Genomic DNA, 25,258 nt, shown 5'->3' with positions numbered 1-25,258 from the left:
GGGGCACGTAGACCGGGGCCGGGGGCGGCGCCACCTCGGGTGCGGCGTAGACCGGTTCGATCACCGGGGCCACCTCGGGTTCGGGGGCCGGCGCCGCGGGCGCGACGCCGACGACGGGTACGGCCGCCTCGGGCGGCGGTGCCGGCGGCGCCTTCGGCGCGGGCGGCGCAGCGGCCGGTTTCGGCGCCGCCTTCGGGAGCGCTTCGGGAGCCGGTGCGTCGACGGCGGCCTTCGCCTGGTCCGAGGCACTGGCCACCTGACGGGTCGCCGCGTCGTCGGACCGCATCTGCGGCGTCAACTCCAGGCCCAGCGCGACCGACATCGACACGACGAACGTGACCACGGCCGCGACGAGCACCGAGGCGAGCGCGGGCACTCGCCACGTCAGCCACGATTTCGGTTGGTCGGCGTGCACCTGCGCCAGCGCCAGTGGGGCGTCGACACCGACGGACCCCTGAGCCGACGCCAATGCCGCACCGCGCGCCAAGGCGAGATCCGCCTCGGCTGCGGACAGCACCGGGGCCGTCACCTGGCCGGCGAGCGCGGTCATCACCGCGTCGACGTCGTCGGCCGAGCCGAGGACGTAGACCGCCTCGGGGTACACCGCGGCCGAGTCGGCCGTCTCGCGCACCCGGCGGGCGAGGGTGCCGGCGTCGTCGCCGGTGATCTGGTCGACATGCACCGCGTCGGCGGTGACGACCGCGGCCAGCGCGACGTCGGGTTCGGTCACGCACACGGCGACGTCGGTCTGCGCGGCCAGATCACCGAGTCCGGCGGCCAACGCGGCCGCGGCCTCCGCGGGTGAGAGCGCGACCACGTTCCGCGCGCCCCTGGCGGTCAGGGCGGATATCAGCGCGGCGGCCTGGTCGGCGACGCCGTCGGTCCACGTGACACCGACAGCGAGTGGCCGCTGCCCGGGCGCCGCGGCGTAGGGGCCCTCGCCGGACACCGCGCTGACCAGCGCGTCGAGGCTGTCACCGGAAACCGGCATGGCGAGCGTGCCGCTGTCGACGGTCACGCCGTCGCCCGTCGCGCCCTCGACGAGCACGAAGCGAAGCGCCGTCGATGTCACCGACACGCCGAGTACTAGGTCCACTGATCTTTCCCGCTCTGGTTGCACAATCCGGACTGACCATACCGCTGTGCGAGCGCGGTTCAAGTTCGCCCGGGCAACGATCCCGTGACCACGGATCAGCCGGCCTGCCAGAGACAGTCGCCGCTGAGATGGATCGTGAACATCACCGGAAGCACCTCGAAGCGCAGCGGTTGACCGGGCGCACCCTCGACGACCTGCGGTTCTCCCACCTTCCCTGCGCTGACGACGGCGGCCTGCTCGGCGCGGCAGCGGGCGGCCGGGTCCTGCGGGATCCCGGTCCACGGGCCCGACAACATCTCGGGGTTGCGCATGCCCTGCCCGTGCAGGTCGAGACCGTCGCCGCCGGAGAACCAGCGGTCGCTCGACGGGTACGGCCCCGCGTACACCTCCCAGCGGCCGGCGCTGCACTGCACGACGGTGTCGTCGGCGGTGTGCGACAGCGCGCGGTCCACCGCGGGCGCACATCCCGCGCCGGGCTGGGGTGCAGGCGGTGCGGCGTGTGCCACGGTCATCCCCGGCAGGCCCAGTACCGCGGCGCCGACGGCCAGCGCGGCCAGCGTCCTTCGCGTCATATCCGTATTGTCGTCCGCGGCGGCCGTCGCGCTACACCTTCGTCAAATCGGTGCGCATGAGCTTGACCTGGTAGTCGTCCCAGGTCGACAGGTTCCAGTAGAGGTACTTCTGGTCCTCGGCGCTGACGTTGTCCGTCGACGACCACGGATGGATCATCGGTGCGTACAGCCCCGGCATCTTCGATGCGGTGACCAGGGTGATCGGTGCCGACCACGGTCCTTCCGGCGAATCGGCCTTGCGCATCACGATGTTGTTGTTCTTGTCGCCGTACAACATGATGTATTTCTTCTCATAGCTGTTGTACTGCACCGACATCTCACTGACCGTCGGATACGTCGTGGTCTTGACCAGCCCGAAGAAGCTCGTCGTGGTGGTCGAAGGCAGGATCGGCTTGGCCGCGGCCGGGTTGCCCGGCGTCCACGAGGTCCCGTTCCAGTACTCGTATTTCGTCTTGTCGAGGATGTCGGCTTCGGCGACCCGGGACACGTACGCCGTGCCCGTGCGTCCCGCCGGGGTGCCGTAGGAGTAGATGTAGCCGTCGGTGATCTCCTGTCCGGCAGCGTTTTTCAACGGTTTGCCGGTGACCGGGTCGACGGTGTACTTGCGGACGTAGGCGCCCTGCTGGAAATTCTGGTCGCCGTTGACGAACGGCAGGATCGTGCGACCGGCGGCGGCGGGCCGTACCGACGACTGCGGCACCACGGTCCAGTTCTGGCCGTTGTCATCGGAATACGCGATGGCCGAGTAGTTCGTCGTCCACTTGCCGGGCGAATCCCACGACTTCACGGCCATGTAGTTGATGTACTGCCGGGTCGCGCCGTCCTTGCCCGCGCCGGGCACCGAGATCGCCGCCGTCGGGATCATCGTCACTTCCGGCCCGATGCCGTAGTGGTAGTTGCCGATGATCTCCCGCGAGAAGTTCGGGTTCGTCATCGGCGAGCCGCTGTACATGCCGGGGTCGTGCGGGATGCCGTCGGCGACGTACATGCCGTTGGACAGCACCGTGTCGGTGCTGCGGAACAGCGTGTTCATCCGCCATATACCGGTGCGAACCGGGGTGCGGTTGCTGAACGTGTCGCCGAAGGCGATGAGGACCTGGTGTTCGTTGACCGCGGTGGTCGTATCGTCCTTGACCCCGTTGTCCCACATGATCCCGAGGTCCGTACCGCCGATCCCGAAGCGGGTCATGGTGTTGTTCAGACCGCCCGGGCCGGTGACGTTGGTGATGCGGACGGTGTTGCCGCTGACGGAAACCGGGGTGACGACGTAGTCCTTCGCCGGGTCGTAGGGAGCCGCCGCGGCGGCCAGGGAGACGGTGGGGCTGCTCGTCGAGACCGACCGGGTGGTCACCGACCGGTCGAGTTCGCGTCGTGAGCCCAGCGCCAGCAGCGCACTCAGCGCCCATGCCGGGCTGGGCAGTGACGGCAGATTGCGCAGCGAACCGAGGCCGAACGCGGCGAGCAGTCGATTGATCACCGGAGCGGAGTTGCGGGCCGCGGTGGGCGCGGTGAACGCCGTGACGGCCGGCGCGGCCTGCAGCACCACCGACTGCACCACCTTCTCGACGTTCTCGACGAGGACGGTCTGCGGCGCTGCGGCGGGTGGTTCGGCGGCCTTCTGCGCCGCCGCGTCGACGAGAATGCGCTCGGCACCCGCGGTCTCGGTGAGGGTTTCGGGATCGCCGGGCTCCGGCTCCTGTAGGGCGTGCAGCGCGTCGCCCCCGCGGTCGTGTGCGTCACGCGGCAGGGCGGTCGTGTCGACAACAGGCAGTCCCGCGTCGGGAGCCGTGCCCTCGGTTGTCGTCTCCTCGACCACCGGTTCCTCGACCACCGGTTCCTCGACGACCAATTCCTCGACGATCGGTTCCTCGACCACCGGCTCCTCGACCACCGGCTCCACACCGTCGCCGGCGTCCTCCTCGAGGTCCTCGGGCTCGTCGCCCTCGGCGTCCTCGGGCTCACCCTCCTCGGTCGCCTCGACGTTCGCCTGCGACTCCGAATCCTGCTGTTCCTCAGCGGGTTTCGGACTGTCGTCGGACGGGGTCTGCGACGTCGGTTCTCCCTCGGTGCTGGCGAACGCCGTACCCGGAGCTCCGACCATCACCGCGGCGCCCACCCCCAGCGCCACCGCCAAACCACCCACACGACCTATGTACGCCGAAGCATCCATCGTTGTCCCCTTGGAGATGCATCCCCCGACGCCCTCTGAAATTCCCTCGGCATCGCGGCCGGTGGTCACCTGAAGATAGCGCCAGAGTCCCTTGATGATGCAATTTCGGCAAAAGATTTTCGTTTCCTGACCTGCAGGTTCGTGCGGTTGGGCAGGGGTGGCTGTCGCGCGGTGGCCGCTCACGGCGCGCAGGAACGCCCATAGCGACCTGTCCGTACAACGAACTCGAGATGTCCGCCGGCGCACTGATCCTGCCATCTGTCGATCAATTACTGCCACCGGAATTAAATCCCTGACCTGCGGGTTTACCAGATCAGACCACGAACAACACAGAGGGACAGAAAGAGGAACGGATATGAACAAGCTCGGATTCGCCACCATCATCGCCGGAGGACTGGCCACCGCCTTCTTCGGACTCGCCGCCCCCGCCCAGGCCGCCCCGGCCGGACCGGGCAACGCCCAGAACACCATCGAGCAGCTCGACGACCGCGGCTACGCGGTGCGGGTCAACCACCAGGGCATGGTTAAGCCGCTCGATCAGTCCAGCATCGTCTCGGTCCGCTACGACAACGACGACCGCGTCGTCTACGTCACCGTCCGCTGACGCAACAACCGCAACGAGGGGGCACCCGGAAACGGGTGCCCCTCGTCGTGTGTCCAGAACTACTTCAGCATCTCGTCGAGGATGCGCAGATGCTGCGAGATCGGATCGCCGGGCAGCGGAGTCTCGTGTGAGGCCGCGATCAGCACCCCGACCATCGCCCCGGCGAGCGTGCGGCGTTCGACGAGGTCGTCCGGCTGGTTCGGACGCTTCGTCAGCGCCTCGGTGATCAGGTCGATCAACCGGATGTACTCGGTGTAGACGAGGCCGCGCGCCTCGGGCACCTCGTACATGAGCCGTTGACCGACGATGGCGTCGCGGCGCTGGTCGTCGCTCAACGCCCCGAACGTCGTCTCGACGGCATGCCGGTAGGCGTCGATGACCGACAGATCGGCGGGTGCGGCCACGAACGCCTCGATGATCGGGGCGATGTGGTCATCCGACAGCAGGACGGCCTCTTTGGTCGGGAAGTACCGCGAGAAGGTCCGCGGCGAGATGTCGGAAGCCGCGGCGATCTGTTCGACGGTCGTGTTGTCATAGCCCTGCTGCTCGATGAGCCGTAGCGCTTCGCGCCGGATCGTGGCGCGGGTCTTCCGTTTCTTGCGCTCCCGCAATCCCCCTGGCTTCTCGGGAACCGACATCGCACGATCCTCTCAGATTCGACCCCGTCGATCAGGTCCCGGTCACCTCACGGGGTGCGGCTGCGGACCAGCGTCCAGTGATTGCCCTCGCTGTCGCGGCGGTAGGCGAGCTCGTCGAGCACCCGGTGCGCGATGGCCAGGCCACGCCCGCGGTCCGACAACTCCTCGGGCATGCTGACCTCGTCGAGGTCGACCGGCGAGGGGTGGCCGTCGTCGAAGAAGGTCGTGCGCACCGCGTCCGCGTCGAGGGTCACCTCCATGCGCAAGCGGACGGGGGCGCCCCCGCCGGAGTGTTCGACGATGTTGGCCGCGATCTCGCCGACTGCGAGATCGACGTGGATGCGCACCATCTCGTCGATGTCGTGTTCCGCCCACACTGTGTCGAGCGTGCGCTGAACTGCGTCGAGAGTGTCCGGCCCCGTCGTGGTCTCGAGTACCACCGACGAATCATGCGTCGCCATCGAACGCACCGTCGGCCGAATCATAGGTACTCAGAACGCGGTTGAGATTGGTCAGCTCGAGCACCGTGGTCACCTGCCTGGTGGGCGCCGCGATGCGGAGGTCGCCACCGGCCTGCCTGGCCACCTTGAGGCCGGAGATCAGCGCGCCCAGACCCGAGGAGTCGATGAAATCCGTCGCGCTGAGGTCGACGACGACGCGGGTGCTGCCGCCGTCGACGAGCTCGTGGATCTGCTTGCGCAGCGCCGGTGCGGCCACCATGTTCAGGCGCCCCTCCGGACGGATCACCAACACACCGGAATCGGTTGTGCGGGTTGAATAATTGCTCATCACACTCCTTCGTCCTGGTGTCCGCGGTATCGCACCGCCTGAAACACCACGCTGAGAATCAACAGGTCGAACAGGACCCAGAACAGGTTCACTCCCACACCGAGTACGGAGATCGCGCCGAAGTACAACTGCACGATGCCGATGATCGACGCGACCACCAGCATCGCGATCGCGGCCAGCTGCCACTTCACCAGGTGCCACGGGATCGCGGTCGCCTCCTGCCGTGTCTTCGGCGTGACCGCGAAGCCCAGCGGCCGACCGAACACCACGTTGAGGAACGCCGTGTAACAGGCGCGGATCCACACCGGGAACAACGCGAGGCTGTACTGCTGACCCCGCCACGTCGGCGTACCCCGGCTGATGATGATGAACATCAACTGGTTGAGCACCAGGAACGGGATCAGCCGCCCGAAGAAGTCCCAGCTGTAGGCGGTCACCGGCATGATGCCGAAGATCAGGTAGATCGCGGGCGCGGCGATGTAGGCCAGCGCGGCGAACCCGGCCAGGTAGCTGTACATCGTCGCCCAGTACATGAGCTTCTGGCCGATCGAGAGCCCCTTCTGCACGAACGGGTTCTCCCGCAGCATCACCTGGATGGTGCCTTGGGCCCAGCGCAGTCGCTGCGTGAGCATGGTGCGCACGTCGTCGGGCGCGAGACCGCGGGCGAGGACTTCGTGGTGGTAGGCCGACTTCCAGCCCAGTGCGTGCAACCGCATACAGGTGGCCATGTCCTCGGTGACCGAAATGGTGGCCATCGGCAGCATCGGTTGGGCCTCGTCGTCGCGGCCGACGTCGACGGCGCGGATCATCGCGCCGATCGATTCGATCGCGCCCAGCGGTGACCACTCCCGGCCGGCCAGCGACTCCAGCGCTTCGTCGTCGAACACCACGGTGGTGGCGGTGGTCTCGGGGTGTTCGCTCAGGGCGGTGATGACCTCGAGGTCGGCCCGCATGGCGGTGACGTCGGCGTCGACCACAGTGCGCGCCGCCGCGTCGACGCGCTGCTGGAAGTCGAAGGTGATGTCGGCCAGGGCACGCTTCTCCCGCAACTGGCGGCGGGCGTCGCGCACCGCCTGCAGCACCGACTCGAGCGCCTCCTGCACCTCGGGTTGGTCACCGCCGGGCTGTTTGCGCGCCGTCCTGACCATCTTCCTGGCCGCGTACAGCGTCCGCCGGACGCCCTCCTCGACGGCGCGGACGTACCCGCGAATCCCGAGGCGCATCAGCGCCTCCCGGCGCAGCACCGCGTTCGACCCGCAGAAGTACGCGGCGTTCCACCCGTCCTTACCCTGCTGGATCGGCCCGTAGAACAGCGGCGCCTGGCTGCCCAACGGGTCGCTGAACGGCACGTTGTGGAAGTACTGCGGCGTCTGCACCAGCGCCATGTAGGGATCGCGGAAATAGCCAAGCGTCTTGTCGAGGATGTCGGGTTCGGGCACCTGGTCGGCGTCGAGCACGAGGATGTACTCCCCGTCGGTCTCGAACAGCGCGTTGTTCAGGTTGCCCGCCTTGGCGTGCCGCGGCTTGTCCGGGGTCCAACTCGACGAACGGGTGATGTAGCCGATCCCGCGCTCGGCCGCCGCTTCGGCCAGCTCGTGGCGGTCGCCGTCGTCGAGGATCCACGTCGAGTGCGGGAAACGGATGCGCTGGGCGGCCTCCGCGGTCTCCAACACCATGTCGATCGGTTCGTTGTAGGTGGTGATGAAGACGTCGACGGTCGCGTCGTCCGGCGGTGGCGGAGGAGGGTTGCGGCGCAACATCTTCCACATCGTCATTCCGAACAGCAGCGAGTCGATGACGCTGTAGGTCTCGGCGATCACCAGCGGCACCGCGATCCACCACGCGGCCCAGTTGATCGACCCGAGCCAGCGCCACACGATGTAGTTGATGCCCAGCAGCGCGGTGCAGAGGATCAGCAGCCGCAACCAAGGCGACGGGTATCTGCCGGTGGGGGTGTCGGGCAGCTGATGCCTCACGCGGTCGGCTCTCGGCGCACCGCCACCAGAGTGACGTCGTCCAGCGGTGACTTCTCGGCGACCAGCGCCCGGGCACGGGCGCACAGGTCGGCCGGTTCGGAGTGGCGAGCGACGAAGCGCAGCGCCGGCCACACGTCGGTGCCGTCGCCGATGAGGTCGAGCACCCCGTCCGATGCCACGATCAGGGTGTCTCCCTCCCCCAGTGTCGCCTCGCCGCAATCCCATGTGGCGCCGGGCATCACCCCGAGGGGGATGCCGACGCTGTCGAGTCCGTCGACGCGACCGTCGGCGCGCACGACGACGGCGAAGCCGTGGCCGGCGTCGACGTAGCGCACCGTCCCGGTCTCCGTGTCGAGCTGACAGTGGAACAGGGTGACGAACGTATCGGTTCTGCCCAGGTCGTCGGCGAGTTGTTCGGCGACCGCCTTGACGACGTCCTCGAGGTCCATCCCGCACGCGGCCTCGTCGACCGCGCGGGAGGCGCCGCGCAGCGCGGAGCGCACGCTGGCGGCCAGGATCGCCGCGCCCAGACCCTTGCCCATCACGTCGGCCACGGTGAACACCGCGCCGCCGTCGACCCGGTAGTGGTCGTAGAAGTCGCCGCCGACCGCGTAGGCGGGCAGGCACATCGCGCACACCGAGTAGCCGGGAAGGTCGCCGAGCGCTCGGGGCAGAAGGTGGCGCTGGACCTCGGCCGCGCGCTCGATGTCGTCGGTCTGTTCGAGTTCACGCTGCGCCCAGGAGGCCAGTTCGAAGAACGTCCCGAGTTCGGCCTCCGTCAGCGAGCGGGGTTCGGTGTCGTAGATACAGAACGTGCCGACGGGGTGCCCACCGGGACCGTAGAGCGGGTAGCCGGCATAGAACCGGATGCCGCCCGGCTCCCCGATGCCCGGCACCATCGCGAATTCCGGCCTGGCAGCGGCGTCTTCGATGATCAGCGCCGGGTTGTCGGGTTTCTCGTAGGTGCGGGCGATGGTGGCCTGGCAGATCGTCTTGGTGCGCGGCAGGCTGGTGCCGATGTCGAGGCCGTCGACCTGTTTGAACCACTGCCGGTCCCGGTCGACGAGGGCGACCGCCGCCATCGGGATCTCGAAGACGTGGCGCGCCATGCGGGTGATCCGGGCGAAGCGGTCCTCCGGCGGGGTGTCGAGCACGTGCAGCTGGGCCAGGGAGCGGACGCGTTCGTCCTCCACCTCCGGCGGCAGGGCGTACGGCGATACCGTCACCGCGTCACCGCCCGCAGGGCGTCGGCCATCGCCGCCGTCGCCGCCGGAGTGCTCGTGATCCGCCAGTCGGTCTCCTTGTCGTGGTCGAACCAGATGACCGCGCCGACGTCGGGTTGGGCGGCCGCCCAGTCGATCAACGCGGAGATCCACTCGGCCTTGTCGCCGCCGTCTTCCGCACAGCCGACCTCGGCGAGCACCATGGGCAGTCCGGTCAGCGCGCGGATCTCGGTGACGGCGGGGTCGAAGAGCTCGACCGGAGGTGTCCATCGACTCCATGGACGTGTTGTTCCCCAGTTGTAGCCGTCTATACCCACGACGTCGACGTAGTCGTCGCCGGGATACCACGCGCACAGCGGGATGTCGCCTGCCGATGTGGCGTCCGGCGACCACATCCACCGCACGTTCGTCGCACCGGCACGCCGGAAGAGCTCGTGCGTGTGTCGCCATCCGGCGACGTAGACCTCCGGCGGCGTTCCGCGGGCGGGCGTCCACGGGTACCAGTCGCCGTTGAACTCGTGCGCGAACCGCAGGTAGACCGGCGTGCCGGTCACCGCGAGCGCCGCCGCCCACGCGAACAGGTGGTCATCGTGTCGGCCGGCCGCGATCTCGGACACCGTGGCCGCACCGGCACCTGTGACGTCGGTGCGCCAGAGCCACGGTTCCCAGGTGATCACCGCGGCGGCGCCTGCGGCGTCCACCTTCGCGATTCCACTCACCGGCGGAGGGGCGGCCAAATCCTCGTACCAGAGGATCAGGTCGATGTGCCGGCCGACGGCGGCGCCGGTGGCGGCGACCTCGTCGAGACCGAACACTCCCGCAGGAGTGCTCAGCCCCAGCCGTACCTGCGCACCCATTCCCACCCCGTTGATTCGCCCAACCCCACGTCAACCTTAAGCAAAGCTGTGAACCGCTGTCGAACAAACGCAAGGACTGCGGTCGTCCGCTCAGTTGCCGGGCACCGGGATCGGGATCGGGACCGGAACGAACGGCACCGTCACATAAGTCGTCGTCACCGCGTTCGTCGTCGTGGTCACCGGCGGCTGGGTGGTGGTCGGCTGGGTGGTGGTCGGCTGGGTGGTGGTCGTGGTCGGGGGGGCGGCCGCGGCGCCGAACGCCAACTGCGGCAATTGCCAGCCGCGCCGTCCGTCCTCCGGCTCGTCGGCCGGCAGATACTGCACGGCGGGCCGGGCGCCGGTGGCGGGGGACGCGTAGGGGTTGTACGGCTCGTAGGCCTCGGCACCGGTGTAGGGCACCGGTTCGTCGGACGTCGTGTCGTCCTGCGACCAGGCCAGGGCACGGAAGGTCGCCGACCCGGGCGCATCGTCGATCATCGCCGTGATCGGCGCGGCGGCAGCCATACCCGTCGGCGCGTCCGCGGCGGCGCTGTACGCGGCGAAGAGCGCCGCGCCGACCGCGGCGTCCAGCGCCGGTTGCGGCGTGGTGATCACGGGGACGCGGGTGTGCGCCGAGAGCTGTTGGGTGACCATCGGGATGCTCGCGCCGCCGCCGATGGTGACGACGGCCGACACGCCCGCCCATCCGATGCGGGTCCGCTCGAGCGCCGCGTCGAGCGCCGCCAGCACCCCGGCCAGCGGCTGCCGCAGCATCTCCTCGAGTTCCGTGCGGGTGACCCGGATCGACGAGTGGTAGCCGGGGAGTTCGGCGGCCACGTCGGCGGCGGTCACCGACGACAGTCGCTCCTTGGCGTCGCGGCACTGTTCCCGCAGCCGGGTCAGCGATCCGACCGCGGCGGTGCCCGCCGGGTCGACACCGCCGGCGTCGCTGATCCCGGCCAGTACGTGGGTGAGCAGCGCCTGGTCGATCAGGTCTCCGGAGAACTCGGTGAACCGGGTCGTCTCGTCGACCGGCGCGAAGCCCGCGGCGGCGTCCGCGAGGGTGATGCTGGTGCCGCTGCCGCCGAAGTCGAGCAGTGCCACCACCCCGTCGGTCGGCAGGCCCGGGTTGGCGTGCAACGCGGTCAGTGAGGCGACCGCATCCGACACCAGGCGCGCCGGGGTGCCGTTCGGGGCGAAGACGGGGTTGGTGCGCAGCGCGTTGCGCAGGGCGTAGACCGTGGAGGTGCTCCAGTGCGCGGGCACGGCGATCGCGAGGTCGCCGATGGGTGCCGCGCCGGTGGCCTCGGTCATCGCGTCGAGCGCCTCCACCAGCAGCGCCTCGGCGCGATAGGAGGTGCCGTCCGCGGCGACCAGCGGCACCGGGTCGCCGACCCGCTCGACGAAACCGTCGAGGACCACGCCCCGCTCGTCGCGCACGCCGACCTGCGGCGTGCGATCGCTGAACAGGCTCAGCGTCGAACGCCGTAGGACTGGCGGATTGCCGACTCGTGCCGCAACCAGGTTGGTGGTCCCGATCGACAAGCCCAACGGGTCGCTCATCGGGAGATCACCCTAGTGGCACCGCCGGTGCGTTGCCGGCAACCCCTCGTTTCGGCGGGTTCGCCGGGGGGAAACCCCTCTCATGACCTCACTCTGGCTGGCCGGCCGTCCCGAGCAGGCTCTTCCGCCCAACCCGCTCGACGAGACCACCCGCTCAGCCGACGTGGTCGTCGTCGGCGCCGGGCTCACCGGGCTGATCACCGCGGTCCTGCTGGCCCGCGCCGGCCGCGATGTGATGGTGCTCGAGGCGTTCCGCGCGGGAGCGGGCGCGACGGGCAACACCACCGCCAAGATCAGCCTGCTCCAGGGCACCAAACTGTCGAAGATCGTCGGCAAACACGGCGCGGGTGTGGCGAAGAAGTACGTCGAGGGCAACCTCGAGGGACAGGAGTGGTTGATCCAGCGCTGCGAGGCGCACGGCATCTCGGTGCAGCGCGAGGACGCCTTCACCTATGCGCAGTCGGATAAGGGGCTGCCCGCGGCGCGGGCCGAACTCGAGGCGTGTCAGGCGGCGGGGCTGGGCGCCGAGTGGGTCGACAGGGAACATGGGGCCGACGTGCCCTTCCCGTTCGAAGGTGGGGTTCGGCTGGCCGACCAGGCGCAGTTCGATCCGATGCCGTTGCTGGACAGCCTGATCGTGGAACTCGACGAGCGGGGCGGCCGGCTGGTCCAGGGTGTGCGTGTACAGCGGGTGTCCGGCGCCGACGACGGGCTGAGCCTGCACGTACGGACCTCCGAAGGCCACGAGTTTGACATCGCCGCGCGGCAGTGCGTACTCGCCACGGGCATCCCGATCCTCGACCGCGGCGGGTTCTTCGCCCGCCTCAAACCCTCCCGGTCCTACTGCATGGCGTACAGGGTGCCCGGCACCATCACCCGCGGTATGTACCTGTCCACCGACTCCCCCACCCGGTCGGTGCGGTACGCGCCGACCCCGGAGGGGGATCGGCTGATCGTCGGCGGGGCGGGGCATCCGGTCGGCCGCGAGAAGCATCCGTCGTCGTCGGTGCAGGAACTCGACTCGTGGGCCAAACAGCACTATCCGGGTGCGATGCAGACGAACTACTGGTCCGCCCAGGACTACACACCGGCCGACGAGCTGCCCTACGTCGGCCCCATCCTGCCCGGTCAGGACAAGATCTATGTGGCAACGGGTTTCGACAAGTGGGGCATGACCAACGGCACCGCCGCCGCGCTCGCCCTGACCGGCAGCATCCTGGGCGGCCGGATGGACTGGGCGGATGCGTTCGCCAGCTGGAGCCCGCACGAGCTGTCCGGTATCCCGAAGGCGGTGCAGGCCAACGTCGAAGTGGGGATCAACCTGGCGAAGGGGTGGATCACGCCGGTGACCCGGATCGCCGACCGCACGCCGCAGTCCGGTGGTGTGGTGAGCGGGCCGCCGTGGGCGTTGGAAGCGCGCAGCGTCGTCGACGGGGTCGAGCATCGGGTCTCGCCGGTGTGCCCGCACCTGGGCGGCATCGTCAACTGGAACGACTCCGACGAGTCGTGGGAATGTCCGTTGCACGGGTCGCGCTTCGCGCCGGACGGCACCCTGCTCGAAGGCCCCGCGACGCGGGATCTCACGAGATCGATGTGACTACGGCGAGCGGGTGACCTTCGCCGGTTCGTCCGGAAAGACCTTGCGCATCACCGCCGAACCGACGCTGCCGACGACGATCAGCGCGATGCCCAGCGTGTCCGGGATCTCGTCCGACACCCAGCCGACGATCCCGGTGATCACGACGAACAGCGGCACCCAGTCGAACACGCGCGCCCACGACGCGTCGCTCTCCCCCGTCGCCCGGTCGGGATAGAACTCGGTGAAGGCCCCGGCGAAGATCAGCGCGGCCAGGGGCACGATCCACGCGAGCCAGAAGTCGTCGTTGTCACCGAGGACGGCGTCACCGTAGGCGCCCGCCGCCGCGGACACCACGAACGCACCCGCCCACACCGCCGAGATGACGTAGTTGATCCGGAGGAAGACCGGGCTGTCCCAATGTTCGGGCGGGGCGGTGTCTTTGGCGTAGGCGAGGGTGAACGGACGGCGGATCAGCAGCGTGACGATCGCGAATGCCGCCAGCGCGATGTTGCTCAGTTCGCCGGCCCACAGCGCCAGCCACTCGATGGTGTCCTCCGGGGCGACGAGTCCGAGGATCGCCAACACTGCGAAGAACGCGACCCCGAAGGCCTCCAGCGCGTGCACCGGCACCCCACGTCGCTTGCCCACCCACAGCGTCAGCAGAGCGAGTCCCAATGCCGCGGAGGCGGCCTCCTCGAACCGGCCGGGACCGACGACCATCGCCATGAGGATCCATGGCGCGAGCCCCGCGAACGGTGACCTGACGTAGCCGTCGATCAATTTCATGCCCGGACTCTATGCCGGGTACGCCGGTTGTGCTGCAATGTCGGCCATGGGCGACATCGACGAGATCAAGAACGTCAAATACCGGTATCTGCGCGCGTTGGACACCAAGAACTGGGCCGAGTTCGAGGACACGCTCACCGAGGACGTCGAGGGTGACTACGGTGAGTCACTCGGCGAGGACCACCGGTTCACCGACCGCGACGCGCTGGTCTCGTTCATGCGAACCTCGCTGGGTCCGGAGGTGATCACCGAGCACCGCGTCGACCACCCCGAGATCGTCGTCGACGGCGACGAGGCGACCGGCACCTGGTATCTGCAGGACCGGGTGATCGCGCCGGATTTCAACTTCATGCTGATCGGCGCCGCGTTCTACCGCGACAGGTATCGCCGCACCCCCGACGGGTGGAAGATCTGCGCCACCGGGTACGACCGCACCTACGACGCCAGCATGTCGTTGGAGAATCTGGGTTTCAAACTCAAACGCGGTCGCGCACTGAACCTCTGAGCCTCACTTCGAGATCGCGATCACCGCGCCGGGCCGCAACCACCGCATGATGTCGACCAGCGTGCCGTCGTCGATGGCCACGCATCCGGCGGTCGGTCCGCCGTCGGTGGAATGCACGAAGAACGCGCCGCCGTTGCCGGGTACGCGCGCCTTGTTGACACCCATCACCACGGCATGGCGGTACTGCGGGATGTCGAGGTTCTCGGTGCCCGCGCTCAGCGATGTGTCGAAGCGGCACTGCTCCTTCTTGCACACCTGCATGGTGTTGTAGGTGGGGCTCTTCATATCCCCGTCCCACCAGTGGTCGGGGCCCACCTGGACGTAGGGCAGGCCGCCACCCGGGTTGGGTTCGGTGCCGAACGCGAAGTCGAGCGTGAACACCCCCATCGGCGTCTTCATCTCGCCGTCGTGGGTCTGCGGCGCCATGCCCTTGGCGCCGATGAAGGCGGGGATACCGACGCCGATCGGCTGCCAGCCCGCCGCGGTGCGCTGGTACACATCCATCTTGGCCGTCGAATCACCTACGCCCACAACGGATATCACCTGCGTGGCCGCCCCGACCGACGAGGCGAACCACGGGCCGGCGGCGGGCGCTGCCGGCATCCCGGCGACCAGGCACACCGCGACGGCGCACAAAACGGTCAACAGTCGGCGCATCCCACCCATCCTGAGCGGGCGGCCTCTCGGTTACGTCAACGTACGGACACGATCGGGTCGCGACCGAGGACCCCGTCCAGCCACCGCGACCATTCCTGCTGCTGCGCGGCGGCCAGATCGGCGGCGGAATCACCGTAGAGGTACAGGCTGACCATGGCCCGCATCCGCTCACCCAGGGGGTACGCACCGACGATCGCGATACCCACACCGGGGCGATCGAGCCGCAGCATGACGCGGCGGGCTTCGCGGGTCTGATCGATCCGTTCCACCGCACCGCCGAATTCCGGTGCCTGCGAGGACGGTTCGGGCCGATCTCCCACATCGACACCGGCGAGGCCGAGCCCGGAGGCCAGCCGGGACCAGCCGTCGGCGACATCGCCCGGATACTCGGCCATCACCCGGACCGGCGTGGCGGGCCGGCCCGCGAAGTCACGCAGGTAGAGCCGCAGCACGTCGAAGAAGCCGGGCCAGCCCGCCTCGAAGCCCTCGAGTTCGTCGTCCCAGTCGTCGCCGTCGGCGAACAGGCTGTGCACCATCCGGACAACGCACGTGCCGCCGCTGCGGGCGGTGACGGTGATCTCGGTGGCCAGCGGTCCGGGCGTCCCGATGCCGCTCCACTCGTGCTCTTCGTAGGTGAGCCGGCGCGGCGGCTCCCACCCGGTCACGACGCCGCGTTGTACGGCGCCCCCTCCGAAGTCGAAGTGCAGCGCGCCGCCGACGCGTTCCTCGACCGTCGTCGGGGTGAACCACGCGCTCATCCCCGGTCCCGTCGCCATGGCGTCCCACACCTGTTCCGGTGTGCCGGGCACGACCAGTTCCATCTCGACCCAGCGACGTCCGTCGTCTTTACGTACCGGCATCACGCATCCTCCTGGTTTCTGGGAATCGGATAGGCGGCCAGCACCACTCGGTGCGCACGGCCGTCGGGGGCGGTGTCGTCGTGATACCGCGCGACCAGCGCAACGACGGATTCGGACAGCTCACGGGTGAAGTCGGCGCGGTCGGCGGCGCTGCGGAACCGCACGGTCGCGTCGAGGGACAGGGTGGCCAGTCGCTTGTCCTTGGCGCGCGCCTCGCGCCACAGATCGCCGACCTCCTGGACGGCGCGCGCCGCCACGGCGATCAGGTAGCTCGCGGAGAGCCGGTCGCGGAATCGCCCGGGGTGGGTGCCCGCGGCGCCGAGCGCGCCGGGCGACACCACGTACGACGAGGCGGTCGCGACCAGGAGGCGTTCTTTGAGACCGCCCCACTTCCGCTCCCCGGCGACGGTCACGAGCTGGTGCTGTTCGAGCGCCCGAAGGTGGTAATTGACCTTCTGCCTGGCGATTCCGACGCGGGTGGCGAGCGTTGCGGCCGACGCCGGTTCGGTCAGCTCCGCGAGCAACCGGCTGCGCACCGGGTCGAGCGCGACGACGGCCGCGGCGGGGTCCGCGATCACTTCCACATCCAGCACGAGCACATCGTCATCCTTGACAAGAAGTTTTGTCAAGGGGGTGGGCGGCTACGTTGGCTGCTATGGACCTCCGCATCCGCCGCCGCGCCAGTGGCCTCCGACAGATCGGCAAGGGCCTCGGCAGCCTTGACCGGGAGGTCTTCGAGGCCGTCGCCGAGTCACCCAGTCCCCTGTTGGACGCGACGATGCCGCGGCTGACCAGGGCGGCCGACCATTCGAAGCTGTGGTTCGCCATCGCCGCCGGGCTGATGGCGGCCGGCGGGCCCAGGACCCGGCGCGGCGCCAACCGCGGCGTGTTGTCGCTCGCGGTCACCAGCCTCGTCGCCAACCAGGGCGCCAAGCGCATCTGGAAGCGCGCCCGCCCGAGTTATCTGCCGGTGCCGCTGGCGCGGCGGAGTCGGCGGTTCCCGACGTCGAACTCACTGCCGTCCGGCCACTCCGCGAGCGCCGCGGCATTCGCGGTCGGTGTCGGTCTGGAGAGCCCGCCGATCGGACTGGGACTGGCGCTGCTGGCCGGGCTGGTCGGGCTGTCCCGGGTGGCGACGGGTGCGCACTATCCGGGCGACGTGTTCGCCGGATTCGGGCTCGGCGCCGGCGTCGCGGTACTCGGCGGCCGGGTAGTGCCGCCGTCGACCCCGACGAAGTTGCCGACGGCCGAACCGCTGCGCGTGCCCACCCCGCCCCGGCCGGACGGCGCCGGTGTGGTGCTGGTGATCAACCCCGCGTCGGGCAGCGGCAGCGGCGCGCGGGTGGTGGACGAGGTGCGTGACGCGCTCCCGCGCGCCGAGATCGTCGAACTGGGCGAAGGGGACGACCTCCGGGAGGTGTTGCGGGAAGCGGCGGGCCGCGCGGAGGTCCTGGCCGTGGGCGGTGGCGACGGCACGGTGGCCACCGGCGCGGGTATCGCCAAGGAGGCCGGCGTGCCGCTCGCGGTGTTCCCCGGCGGAACGTTCAACCACTTCGCGAAGGACATCGGGTGCGACTCGGTGGCCCGCACGGTCGATGCGATCCGCCGCGGCACGGTCGCCTGCGTGGATCTGGTGTGCCTCAACGAGGAACACATGGTCATCAACACCGCCAGCATCGGCGCGTATCCGCAGTTCGTGCAGAGCAGGGAGAAACTGGAGCACCGGGTCGGCAAACCGCTGGCCGGGTTGTACGCCATGTTCGACACCCTGCGGCGCGGTGAACCGGTCCGCATCCACTACGACAACCGGACCCTGCAGACCTCGTTGTTCTTCCTGGGCAACTCGACCTACCTGCCGTCGGGTTTCGCCCCGGCGCAGCGGCACCGCATGGACGACGGCCTGCTCGACGTGCGGATCCTCGAGACCGGCCGGCGGCTGAGCCGGCTGCGGATCCTGACCGCCCTGATGCTGGGCCGGTTGGAGCGCAGCCCGCTCTACCACGAGATGCGGGTGCCGGAGTTCACGTTCACCGCCGTCGACGGTCCGACCCCGCTGGCGTGCGACGGGGAGGTGGCCGCCGAAGTGGAGAAGGCCAGCTTCAGCGCGCAGTACCGGGTGCTGCCGGTGTTCCGTCCGCTGAACTGACGCGCGGCGGGTACAGCAGCAGGCACAGAACGACGTAGGCGTAGCCCAGCGCCCAGCCGGCCACCACGTCGGAGGGGTGGTGGACGTTGAGCACCACACGGCCGGCCCCGATCGTCACGATGAGCACCACGCCGAACGCGATCGCCCAGCGCCGTGACGCCGGCGGCAGCAGGGGCACCAGCACGGCGAGGAACGCCGGCACGCAGACCATCAGACCCAGGGCGTGGCCGGAGGGGAACGACGTCGACTGCGCGGCCACCAGTGCGGTGGCAGGACGCTGGCGGTCGGCGATCGCCTTGGCGGTCACCAGCAGCAGCCCCGAGAGTTCGACGGTGAGCACCAGCCACAGTGCGGTGCGGATGCGGCGCCGGATCACCGCGACGACGATGACGACGGCCCCCACGAGCCGAAACACCGTCGGCCCCAGCACCGTGCAGTAGACGGCCCATCCGGTCACCCAGCCGGGGTGGGCGGTACCGAAGCGGTCCAGTGGTTCGAGGAGAGCCAGATCGGCCTCGAACAACCACGCCCAGTGGGCGGCGTACCCGATCCACATCAGCGCGAAGATCGCGGTGGCGAACAAGGCCGAGGCGATCAGCCATCTCCGGCGGGGCATCACGCCTGTGTACCAGTCACCGGCGATGCCGTTTAGGCTGACTGCACATGGCCGTCTTTCTGCGCAAGTTGCTCCGCATCGGCAGGTTGCCCGACGAGATGCGCGCCGCTGCGGAGGCCGAGGGGATCCTGCACCTGTCCGAGTGCGTACCGGTCACCCGCCGCTTCACCGGGTCCATACCGGGCAAACGGGCGTCGGGAAGCGTCTCCGGATACACCGGCGCACTGGTGCTGACCCGCGAGCGGGTGCTGGCCACCCTCTCGACCGTGCCGGGTCTGGCCGGGCGGACCATCGACCAGCGCTGGGACGCCCCGGCCGACGGGCCGGTCAGCGCCGAGGTCGCCCCGGACGGGCTCCATCTCGAGGTCGACGTCAGCCGGGTGGACCCGCGGTCCCGTGGGCAGCTGTCGCTGCACTACAAGAGCGACATCCCCGATGAGGTGCTCGCGGCGCTGCCGACCCGGTCGCTGGCGTTCCGCGTACCGCCGGAGTGGGTGTTCCGGGCGGTCGGGGTGCCGTACCGGCCGTGACGGGTGTGCCTGACGCGTCGAGATCGACGAAAAGTCGTCGTCCTCTCGCACTTATCCGCCCGTTTGTTCGTTTGGGCGACCGAGATCGCGTGAGCCGAACACTTGCCGATGCGGCCGTGACCCGCTTCTGTGGGGCAGCGTGACCGGACAAGAACACGTGACCCCTCCGCAGCGCGCCAACGTGCTGATCGTCCACTGGCACGACCTCGGCCGCTACCTCGGCGTCTACGGGCATCCGGACGTGCGGAGTCCCCGCCTGGACCGGTTCGCCGCCGAGAGCATCGTGTTCACCCGCGCGCACGCCACCGCACCGCTGTGCTCACCGTCGCGCGGATCGCTGTTCACGGGCCGCTATCCGCAGAGCAACGGTCTGGTCGGGCTCGCGCACCACGGCTGGGAGTACCGCAACGGCGTGCGCACCCTCCCGCACATACTGAGTGAGAACGGTTGGCACACCGCGTTGTTCGGGATGCAGCACGAGACGTCGTACCCGGCGAAGCTCGGCTTCGCGGAGTTCGACGTGTCCAACTCCTATTGCGAATACGTCGTCGAGCACGCCGCCGCCTGGTTGCGCGACGCGCCTCGACAACCGTTCCTGCTGACCGCGGGTTTCTTCGAGACACACCGCCCCTACCCGCGCGAACGCTACGAACCCGCCGACGCGGCCACGGTCGAACTGCCCGAATATCTTCCCGAGGACGACGAGGTACGCCAGGACCTCGCCGAGTTCTACGGGTCGATCACCGTCGCCGACGCCGCGGTGGGCGAACTGCTCGACACCCTCGAGTCCACCGGCCTGGACCGCAGCACATGGGTGGTGTTCATGACCGACCACGGTCCGGCCCTGCCGCGCGCGAAGTCCACGCTGTACGACGCGGGCACCGGCATCGCGATGATCATCCGCCCGCCGCGCGACGCCGCCGTCGCCCCCCGGGTCTACGACGATCTGTTCAGCGGCGTCGACCTGCTGCCCACCCTGCTCGACGTGCTCGGTGTCGACATCCCCGGCGAAGTCGACGGGCTCTCCCATGCCGACAATTTGCTGGGCGGCCCGGAGAAAAGACGGGAAGTGCGCACCGCGGTGTACACGACGAAGACGTACCACGATTCCTTCGACCCCATCCGCGCCATTCGCACAAAAGAATTCAGTTACATCGAGAATTACGCGCAGCGGCCGCTTTTGGACCTGCCGTGGGACATCGCCGAAAGCGCACCGGGACGCATCATCGGACCGCAGGCGCGCACGCCGCGCCCCGAACGGGAACTGTACGACCTCCGCACCGACCCGGCCGAGCAGCACAACCTGCTGACATCGGAGAACAAGATCAACGCCGAGACAATCGCGGGCGATCTCGCGCTCCTTCTCGACGACTGGCGGGTGAAGACGAATGACGTCATCCCGTCCGATTTCGCGGGCTCGCGCATTTCCGACCGATATACCGAGACATATCTGCGAATTCACGCGCGAGTGGTGACCAGCAGGTCAGCGATCGCCGCCGAACGCGGCATCGAGGACGAGCGCCGAACCGCGCAATGAATAAACTCATCGTGAACTAAAACGCCGGATAGGCATCCGAATTGCGTTGCGGTTAGGCTCACGCGCATGCCTTCCCAACCCTCGGCATATCTGGTCCTCGCGTCGCAGCGCAGTGGCAGCACCCTGCTCGTCGAATCGCTGCGCGCCACGGGCGTGGCCGGCGAACCGCAGGAGTTCTTCCAGTACCTGCCGAAGACCAGTCAGGCCCCCCAACCGCGGGAGTGGTTCGCCGACGTCGAGGACGAATCGATCCTGCGCCTGCTCGATCCGCTCGACGAGGGCAAGCCGGACCTCGCGCCGGCGACCATCTGGCGGGATTACATCCGCACGGTCGGCCGCACCCCCAACGGCGTGTGGGGCGGCAAGCTGATGTGGAACCAGACACCGCTGCTGCTCGACCGCGCCGCCGACCTGCCGGACCGCTCCGGCGACGGCCTGCTCGCCGCCATCCGAGACGTCGTGGGCAGCGATCCGGTGCTGGTGCACGTCTACCGGCCCGATGTCATCTCCCAGGCGGTCTCGTTCTGGCGCGCCGTGCAGACGCGGGTGTGGCGCGGGCGCCCGGATCCGAACCGCGACGCCAGGGCCGAGTACCACGCCGGGGCCATCGCGCACGTCGTGACGATGCTCCGGGCGCAGGAGGAGGGCTGGCGCAACTGGTTCGCCGAGGAGAACGTCGAACCGATCGACGTCCCCTATCCGGTGGTGTGGCGCAACCTGACCCAGGTGGTCGCCGACATCCTTGAGCGGCTCGGCCAGGACCCCCGGCTGGCGCCGGCGCCGGTGCTCGAGCGGCAGGCCGACCAGCGTTCCGACGAATGGGTGGACCGCTACAAGGCCGAGGCACAGGAGAACGGACTGCCGACATGACGACCACCGACCTCGACGCCCTGCGCGTCGACGAACTGCGACTGCTCGAGGCCGAAGCCGTCCACATCATCCGCGAGGTGGTCGCCGAACTCGAACGGCCCGTGCTGCTGTTCAGCGCCGGCAAGGACTCCATCGTGCTACTGCGCCTGGCGGAGAAGGCTTTTCGGCCGGCGCCGCTGCCCTTCCCGGTCATGCACGTCGACACCGGCCACAACTTCGACGAGGTCATCGAATTCCGGGATCGCCGCGTCACCGGGCACGGCCACCGACTCATCGTCGCCTCGGTGCAGGAGTCCATCGACAAGGGCCGCGTGCCGGATCCCGGTCCGGGCGCGTCGCGCAACCGCCAGCAGACCCGCACGCTGCTCGACGCGCTGGAGGAGGGCGGCTTCGACGCGGCGTTCGGCGGCGCCCGCCGCGACGAGGAGCGGGCCCGCGCCAAGGAACGCATCCTGAGCTTCCGCGACGAATTCGGGCAGTGGGATCCGCGGGCCCAGCGGCCCGAGCCGTGGTCGCTCTACAACGGCCGCATCAAGAGAGGCGAACAGGTCCGGGTCTTCCCGCTGAGCAACTGGACCGAACTCGACGTGTGGCGCTACATCCAGCTCGAGGATCTCGAGCTTCCGTCGATCTACTTCGCCCATCGGCGTGAGGTTTTCGCGCGCGACGGCATCCTGCTCGCGGTCTCGCAGTACGCGCAACCGGGCGACGGGGAGACCTCGGGCGTCGAATGGGTGCGCTACCGCACCGTCGGCGATCTCACCATCACCGGTGCGGTGCGCTCGGAGGCCACCGACATCGAGCGGGTCATCGCCGAGATCTCCGCGGCGACGGTGTCCGAACGCGGCGAGACGCGCGCCGACGACCGCACATCCGTTGCGGCGATGGAGGACCGGAAGAGGGAGGGCTACTTCTGATGGGACCCCACAGGCCCACGCGCCAGTTGCTCCGCATCACCACCGCGGGTTCGGTCGACGACGGTAAGAGCACGCTGATCGGCCGACTGCTGCACGACACCGACAGCCTGCCGCTCGACCACCTCGAGGCCGTCACCGACGAAGAGGGCATCGCCGATCTGGCCGCACTGTCGGACGGACTTCGGGCCGAACGCGAGCAGGGCATCACGATCGACGTCGCCTACCGGTTCTTCTCCACGACGAACCGCAGCTACATCCTGGCCGACACCCCCGGCCACGAGCGCTACACCCGCAACATGTTCACCGGCGCGTCCAACGCCCACGTGGCGGTGCTGCTCGTGGACGCGCGGGCCGGTGTGCTGCGGCAGACCAACCGGCACGCGCGCATCGCGAAGTTGTTGGGTATCAAACACTTCGTCGCCGCGGTGAACAAGATCGACCTCGTCGACTTCGACGGCGACCGGTTCGCCGAGGTGTCCGACGAACTCCACCGGCTCTCGGCGCGGCTCGGCGGCCTCGACATCACGGTCATCCCGATCGCGGCCAAACACGGCGACAACGTCGTGCACCGCTCCGACCGCACACCCTGGTACGACGGGCCCACGCTGCTGGAGTACCTCGAGGACGTGGAACTCATCGCCCCCCAACCGGAACCCGCCAAGCTGAGGATGCCCGTGCAGTGGGTGTCGCGGCCGACCGCCGAGCAGCGCCGCCGCTACACCGGCAGGTTGTCGGCGGGCACGCTGAGCGTGGGTGACACGGTGGTGAGCCTGCCTGCAGGCACCCGCTCGACGGTCACGGTCGTCGACACCCTCGACGACGACCGGCCGGTCGCCGTGGCGCCGCTGTCGGTCGCGATCGAACTGGCCGACGACATCGACGTCGGTCGCGGGGACGTCTTCGTCAGCGGCGCCGACGACGCGACCCTGCCGGTGGCGGCTCGCGAACTCGACGCGACGGTCTGCTGGTTCGCCGACGCCCCGCTGCGCGCCGGCGACCGGTTGGCGCTCAAACAGGGCACCCGCACGGTGCGCGCCACCGTGCAGGCCCTGCACAGCCGGCTCGACCCGGAGACGCTCGACGAGTTCGACAACCCGGTGGAGTTGGCGCTCAACGACATCGGATCGGTGACGCTGCGCACCAGTTCGGTGGTGGTGGCCGACACGTACGCCGACAACCGGGACAGCGGCGCGTTCATCCTCATCGACGAGTCGAGCAACGACACCGTCGGCGCGGGCACCATCCTCGAACCGCGCGAGGTCACGCCCGGGGCGCAGACCCGCAACGACATCCGTTGGCATCCCTCGTCTCTCGACCGCACCCACCGGTGGAACTCCACCGGGCAGCGGGGCGCGACCATCTGGTTCACGGGTCTCCCCGCGTCGGGCAAGTCGACGGTCGCCGTGGCGGTCGAGCGAGCGCTCGTCGAGTCCGGGCAGGTGGCCTACCTGCTCGACGGCGACAACATCCGCCACGGCCTGTCGGACGATCTCGGGTTCGCCGCGGGCGACCGCGCCGAGAACATCCGCCGCGTCGGCCATCTCACCCGGCTGTTCGCCGACGCGGGAGTCGTCGCGCTGGCCTCGCTGGTGTCGCCGTTGAAGTCCGACCGGGAGATCGCGCGCACCCTCAGCGACGCGGCGAAGCTGCCGTTCATCGAGGTGTACGTGGCCACCCCGGTCGAGGAGTGCGAGAAGCGCGATCCCAAGGGGCTTTACGCCCGCGCCCGCGCCGGCGAGCTGAAGGGACTCACGGGTGTCGACGCCCCGTACGAGCCGCCCGACGATCCGGACCTGGTGCTCGACACCACCGGCGCCGACATCGCCGACCTCGTCGCGCAGGTGATCGACCTGCTCGAGAGCAGGCGTTAACCGGTCCGCGCGACCACGAACACCCGCCGGAACGGGAAGAACGTCCGGCCGTCGGCACGCACCGGATAGGCCGCGTCGAGCAGCGGGATCAGCTCCGCGCGGAACCGGTCCCACTGCTCGTCGGTCAGCCGGCTCCGCACCGGCCGCAGCGCGGTGCCGGTGATCCATTCGAGCACCGGGTGCACCCCGGTCAGCTCGTGGATGTAGGTGGTCTCCCACGCGTCGACGGTGCAGCCCGCGTCGGTGAGCAATTCGGCGTAGCGGGCCGGTGTCTCGACGACCTTGCCGACCCGGAACGGGATGTCGTGCAGCAGCGGTTCCCACTCGTCACGATTCGCGAGCCGTCGTACCGCCTCGTGCGACGGGGCGTCGAAGTTGCCCGGCACCTGCATGCCCAGCCACGATCCGGCGGGCAGCACGCCCGCCCACCGGGTCAGCAACTCGGGATGGTCGGGCACCCACTGCAGCGTGGCGTTGCTGAGCACGACGTCGGTGTCGGGGCGCGGCGACCAGTCGCGCACGTCGCCGACGTTCGCCTCGACACCGCGTTCGCGGGCGGCCGCCACCATCTCCGGCGAGTTGTCCCACGCCTCCACCACCGCGGCGGGCCACCGCTGATGCAGGGCGGCCGTGAGATTGCCTGGACCGCAACCCAGGTCGACGACGCGGCGCGGATTTTCGGCCCCGACACGGGCCAGGAGGTCGAGGAACGGCCTGCCACGCTGATCGGCGAAGGACAGGTACACCTCCGGGTTCCACATGTGGCCAGTGTGGCACCGTCGACCGTGTATCGGTGGCGTCGACTGTGCCGTCAGGGCGCGCTCCGGGCCGGCGGTTTCCAGCGGTCGATGCAACACCCTTCTGATTGAGGAGTGTTGTGGGTTCGAATCGTGTGTTGCGGTCGAGGATGCCAGCGT

25 protein-coding genes are annotated in these 25,258 nt (G+C 69.2%); 9 read left to right on the top strand and 16 right to left on the bottom strand.

Annotated elements, in window-relative coordinates; genetic code table 11:
• The 3 genes from AU195_RS19715 to AU195_RS19705 form a co-directional block, all read right to left on the bottom strand.
• Positions 1-1,096, bottom strand: a 1,096-nt coding sequence (locus tag AU195_RS19715; protein WP_059160753.1) for a DUF7159 family protein, incomplete at its 3' end; no start/stop codon positions are given.
• Between the two features lie 95 nt (positions 1,097-1,191).
• Positions 1,192-1,668, bottom strand: a complete 477-nt coding sequence (locus tag AU195_RS19710) for a hypothetical protein (RefSeq protein WP_059160749.1) — start codon at positions 1,666-1,668, stop codon at positions 1,192-1,194.
• 31 nt (positions 1,669-1,699) lie between these two features.
• A complete protein-coding gene (locus tag AU195_RS19705; RefSeq protein ID WP_059160748.1) occupies positions 1,700-3,838 on the bottom strand; it encodes a glycoside hydrolase family 183 protein in 2,139 nt (712 codons plus the stop codon).
• A 355-nt stretch (positions 3,839-4,193) separates the two neighbouring features.
• Between AU195_RS19705 and AU195_RS19700 the strand changes: the two genes are divergently transcribed.
• Complete coding sequence (locus tag AU195_RS19700) at positions 4,194-4,442, top strand: hypothetical protein (protein ID WP_059160747.1); 249 nt, start codon at positions 4,194-4,196, stop codon at positions 4,440-4,442.
• A gap of 59 nt (positions 4,443-4,501) precedes the next feature.
• Here AU195_RS19700 and AU195_RS19695 read toward each other — a convergent pair whose 3' ends face one another.
• The 7 genes from AU195_RS19695 to AU195_RS19665 form a co-directional block, all read right to left on the bottom strand.
• Positions 4,502-5,080 carry a TetR family transcriptional regulator gene (locus tag AU195_RS19695; protein WP_059160746.1) on the bottom strand — a complete coding sequence of 193 codons (579 nt, stop codon included), beginning with the start codon at positions 5,078-5,080 and terminating at the stop codon, positions 4,502-4,504.
• A 47-nt stretch (positions 5,081-5,127) separates the two neighbouring features.
• The gene (locus AU195_RS19690) at positions 5,128-5,541 is read right to left on the bottom strand and encodes an ATP-binding protein (RefSeq protein ID WP_059160745.1); all 414 of its coding nucleotides are present in this window, start codon (positions 5,539-5,541) and stop codon (positions 5,128-5,130) included.
• On the bottom strand, positions 5,528-5,869 hold the full coding sequence (locus AU195_RS19685) for an STAS domain-containing protein (protein ID WP_059160744.1): 342 nt from the start codon (positions 5,867-5,869) through the stop codon (positions 5,528-5,530). Before AU195_RS19685 ends, AU195_RS19690 begins: the two co-directional genes overlap by 14 nt.
• Positions 5,869-7,845 (bottom strand): glycosyltransferase, encoded by a 1,977-nt coding sequence (locus tag AU195_RS19680; RefSeq protein ID WP_059160743.1) that lies wholly within the window; start codon positions 7,843-7,845, stop codon positions 5,869-5,871. The genes AU195_RS19685 and AU195_RS19680 overlap by 1 nt, the downstream gene beginning before the upstream one ends.
• Positions 7,842-9,071, bottom strand: coding sequence for a GAF domain-containing SpoIIE family protein phosphatase (locus AU195_RS19675; protein WP_059160742.1), 1,230 nt, complete (start codon positions 9,069-9,071; stop codon positions 7,842-7,844). Before AU195_RS19675 ends, AU195_RS19680 begins: the two co-directional genes overlap by 4 nt.
• Positions 9,068-9,925: a glycoside hydrolase family 26 protein gene (locus AU195_RS19670; protein ID WP_059160741.1), complete on the bottom strand. Its 858-nt coding sequence runs from the start codon at positions 9,923-9,925 to the stop codon at positions 9,068-9,070. Before AU195_RS19670 ends, AU195_RS19675 begins: the two co-directional genes overlap by 4 nt.
• Before the next feature lie 90 nt (positions 9,926-10,015).
• Entirely contained in the window at positions 10,016-11,467 is a 1,452-nt protein-coding gene (locus tag AU195_RS19665) for an Hsp70 family protein (RefSeq protein ID WP_059160740.1), read from the bottom strand.
• Between the two features lie 82 nt (positions 11,468-11,549).
• Between AU195_RS19665 and AU195_RS19660 the strand changes: the two genes are divergently transcribed.
• Complete coding sequence (locus AU195_RS19660) at positions 11,550-13,064, top strand: FAD-dependent oxidoreductase (RefSeq protein WP_059160739.1); 1,515 nt, start codon at positions 11,550-11,552, stop codon at positions 13,062-13,064.
• Here the strand turns inward: AU195_RS19660 and AU195_RS19655 are convergent, their stop codons facing one another.
• The gene (locus AU195_RS19655) at positions 13,065-13,772 is read right to left on the bottom strand and encodes a DUF3159 domain-containing protein (RefSeq protein ID WP_059160752.1); all 708 of its coding nucleotides are present in this window, start codon (positions 13,770-13,772) and stop codon (positions 13,065-13,067) included.
• Positions 13,773-13,878: 106 nt separating this feature from the next.
• Here AU195_RS19655 and AU195_RS19650 point away from each other — a divergent pair, with 106 nt between their 5' ends.
• Positions 13,879-14,337 carry a nuclear transport factor 2 family protein gene (locus tag AU195_RS19650; protein WP_059160738.1) on the top strand — a complete coding sequence of 153 codons (459 nt, stop codon included), beginning with the start codon at positions 13,879-13,881 and terminating at the stop codon, positions 14,335-14,337.
• Positions 14,338-14,340: 3 nt separating this feature from the next.
• Here the strand turns inward: AU195_RS19650 and AU195_RS19645 are convergent, their stop codons facing one another.
• The 3 genes from AU195_RS19645 to AU195_RS19635 are packed head-to-tail and all read right to left on the bottom strand — an operon-like array spanning position 14,341 to position 16,447.
• On the bottom strand, positions 14,341-14,994 hold the full coding sequence (locus AU195_RS19645) for a L,D-transpeptidase family protein (protein WP_059160737.1): 654 nt from the start codon (positions 14,992-14,994) through the stop codon (positions 14,341-14,343).
• Between the two features lie 35 nt (positions 14,995-15,029).
• Complete coding sequence (locus AU195_RS19640) at positions 15,030-15,854, bottom strand: SRPBCC family protein (protein WP_286149372.1); 825 nt, start codon at positions 15,852-15,854, stop codon at positions 15,030-15,032.
• Complete coding sequence (locus AU195_RS19635) at positions 15,854-16,447, bottom strand: ArsR/SmtB family transcription factor (RefSeq protein WP_059160750.1); 594 nt, start codon at positions 16,445-16,447, stop codon at positions 15,854-15,856. The genes AU195_RS19640 and AU195_RS19635 overlap by 1 nt, the downstream gene beginning before the upstream one ends.
• A 62-nt stretch (positions 16,448-16,509) precedes the next feature.
• Between AU195_RS19635 and AU195_RS19630 the strand changes: the two genes are divergently transcribed.
• Positions 16,510-18,000: a bifunctional phosphatase PAP2/diacylglycerol kinase family protein gene (locus AU195_RS19630; protein WP_059160736.1), complete on the top strand. Its 1,491-nt coding sequence runs from the start codon at positions 16,510-16,512 to the stop codon at positions 17,998-18,000.
• Here AU195_RS19630 and AU195_RS19625 read toward each other — a convergent pair.
• Complete coding sequence (locus AU195_RS19625) at positions 17,954-18,616, bottom strand: phosphatase PAP2 family protein (RefSeq protein ID WP_059160735.1); 663 nt, start codon at positions 18,614-18,616, stop codon at positions 17,954-17,956. The two genes, AU195_RS19630 and AU195_RS19625, sit on opposite strands and share 47 nt — an antisense overlap.
• Positions 18,617-18,663: 47 nt before the next feature.
• Here AU195_RS19625 and AU195_RS19620 point away from each other — a divergent pair, with 47 nt between their 5' ends.
• The 5 genes from AU195_RS19620 (at position 18,664) to cysC (ending at position 24,341) form a co-directional block, all read left to right on the top strand.
• The gene (locus AU195_RS19620; RefSeq protein WP_059160734.1) at positions 18,664-19,146 is read left to right on the top strand and encodes a hypothetical protein; all 483 of its coding nucleotides are present in this window, start codon (positions 18,664-18,666) and stop codon (positions 19,144-19,146) included.
• A 157-nt stretch (positions 19,147-19,303) separates the two neighbouring features.
• A complete protein-coding gene (locus tag AU195_RS19615) occupies positions 19,304-20,683 on the top strand; it encodes a sulfatase family protein (RefSeq protein ID WP_172800641.1) in 1,380 nt (459 codons plus the stop codon).
• A gap of 66 nt (positions 20,684-20,749) precedes the next feature.
• Positions 20,750-21,553, top strand: coding sequence for a trehalose 2-sulfotransferase (gene stf0 / locus AU195_RS19610; RefSeq protein ID WP_059160732.1), 804 nt, complete (start codon positions 20,750-20,752; stop codon positions 21,551-21,553).
• Positions 21,550-22,470 (top strand): sulfate adenylyltransferase subunit CysD, encoded by a 921-nt coding sequence (gene cysD / locus AU195_RS19605; RefSeq protein WP_059160731.1) that lies wholly within the window; start codon positions 21,550-21,552, stop codon positions 22,468-22,470. The genes stf0 and cysD overlap by 4 nt, the downstream gene beginning before the upstream one ends.
• A complete protein-coding gene (gene cysC, locus AU195_RS19600) occupies positions 22,470-24,341 on the top strand; it encodes an adenylyl-sulfate kinase (RefSeq protein WP_059160730.1) in 1,872 nt (623 codons plus the stop codon). Before cysD ends, cysC begins: the two co-directional genes overlap by 1 nt.
• On the opposite strand, the gene AU195_RS19595 is transcribed toward cysC, so the two are convergent.
• The gene (locus AU195_RS19595) at positions 24,338-25,102 is read right to left on the bottom strand and encodes a trans-aconitate 2-methyltransferase (RefSeq protein WP_059160729.1); all 765 of its coding nucleotides are present in this window, start codon (positions 25,100-25,102) and stop codon (positions 24,338-24,340) included. The genes cysC and AU195_RS19595 overlap by 4 nt on opposite strands.
• Positions 25,103-25,258 lie beyond the last annotated feature (156 nt).

This window comes from Mycobacterium sp. IS-1496 (assembly GCF_001499995.1).
In the GTDB taxonomy this organism is placed as follows: Bacteria; Actinomycetota; Actinomycetes; order Mycobacteriales; family Mycobacteriaceae; genus Mycobacterium.
This window is presented reverse-complemented; position numbering and strand designations above follow the sequence as displayed.